Source organism: Streptomyces sp. NPDC053673 (genome assembly GCF_055585225.1).
Window position 1 is genome coordinate 1 of the sequence record NZ_JBVJKN010000097.1, and the last position, 1,719, is coordinate 1,719.

Genomic DNA, 1,719 nt, shown 5'->3' on the forward strand with positions numbered 1-1,719 from the left:
GAGGCGGTGCGGTTCCTGGACGGCGTCCGGGCCTTGGAGGCCGCGGGTGTCACCTCGTATCTCGAACTCGGTCCGGACGGTGTGCTGTCCGCCCTCGCGCAGGAGTGCGTGACCAGCGACACCGCAGCCTTCGTACCCACCTTGCGCGCGGGACGCCACGAAGCCGAGACGCTGCTCTCGGCGCTCGCCGCGGTCGACGTGCGCGGTGTTCCCGTCGAGTGGGAGGCGTTCTACGCCCCGATCGGCGCCCGGCGTGTCGACCTGCCGACCTATGCCTTCCAGCGCGCGGTCTACTGGCTGGACGCGGGCCGCTCGCAGGGCGATGTCGCGTCGGCCGGACTGGGCGCCACGGACCACCCGCTGCTCGGCGCCGCGGTCGAACTGCCCGACTCGGACGGGTTCCTCTTCACCGGCCGACTGTCCCTTGCCACCCACCCCTGGCTCGCGGACCACGCCGTCATGGGCTCCGTCCTGCTGCCAGGCACGGCCTTCGTCGAACTGGCGATCCGCGCCGGTGACCAGGTCGGCTGCGACCTGGTCGACGAACTCACCCTGGAGGCGCCGCTGGTGCTGCCCGAGCAGGGCGGTGTACAGCTACGGCTCTCCGTCGGCGCCGCCGACGCGGCCGGCCGGCGCACGCTGGCGCTCCACTCCCGGTCCGAGGACGCGGACACCGAAACGCCGTGGATCCGGCACGCCGCCGGTGTCCTCGCGGTCGGGGCCGACCAGGCTCCGCAGGGTCTGGCCGAGTGGCCGCCGCCCGGGGCCGAATCAGTGCCGGTAGAGGGCCTGTACGAGGGGCTCGCGGACGCCGGCTTCGGTTACGGTCCGGTCTTCCAGGGGCTGCGCGCGGCTTGGCAGCGAGACGGCGAACTCTTCGCCGAGGTACGGCTTCCCGAGACGGCCGAGGCCGACGCCGGAGTCTTCGCGTTGCACCCGGCCCTGCTCGACGCGGCGCTGCACGTGTTGGGTCTGGGCAGCGTGGACACGGAAGGCGGCGAAGGACGGCTGCCGTTCTCCTGGTCCGGTGTGACCCTGCACGCCTTCGGGGCATCCGCGGTGCGGGTACGCCTCACCCCCGCCCGGGGTGGCGAGGTGGCCCTGACGATCGCCGACGCGACCGGAGAGCCGGTCGCCTCGGTGGCCGGTCTGGCCCTGCGGGGTGCAACCCGCGAGCAGTTGAGCACGGCCCCCCAGGACGTCACACGCGACGCGCTGTTCCGGGTGGACTGGTCGGCCCTGTCTGCAGCTGGTTCGGCTGGTTCGGCTGGTTCGGTCGATGACTGGATGATGTTGGGTTCTGGTTCGCAGGTGTATGCGGATCTGGCGGGGCTGGGTGCGGCTGTGGCCGAGGGTGGTGTGGTTCCGGCGGCGCTGGTGGTGCCGTGTGAGGCGGACGCGGCGGCGGAGGATGTGGCCGGTGCGGTTCACGCGGAGACGGGCCGGGTGCTGGGTCTGGTGCGGGAGTGGCTGGCGGATGAGCGGTTTGCTGATTCGCGTCTGGTGTTTCTGACGCGGGGTGCGGTGGCTGCTGTGCCGGGCGAGGGCGTTGCGGACCTGGTGCATGCTCCGGTGTGGGGTCTGGTGCGTTCCGCGCAGTCGGAGAACCCGGGCCGCTTCGGCTTGATCGACATCGACGGTGACGGTGACATCGACGGTGACGGCGATGTGGATTCGGGTCTGCTGTCGGTGGCGCTGGCTTCGGGTGAGCCGGAGGTG

1 protein-coding gene is annotated in these 1,719 nt (G+C 72.0%); it reads left to right on the forward strand.

Translation table 11 applies throughout. The features are described from left to right. The coding region (locus ACZ6ZQ_RS38510; protein ID WP_469773188.1) for a polyketide synthase dehydratase domain-containing protein at positions 1 to 1,719 on the forward strand (1,719 nt) is incomplete at both ends.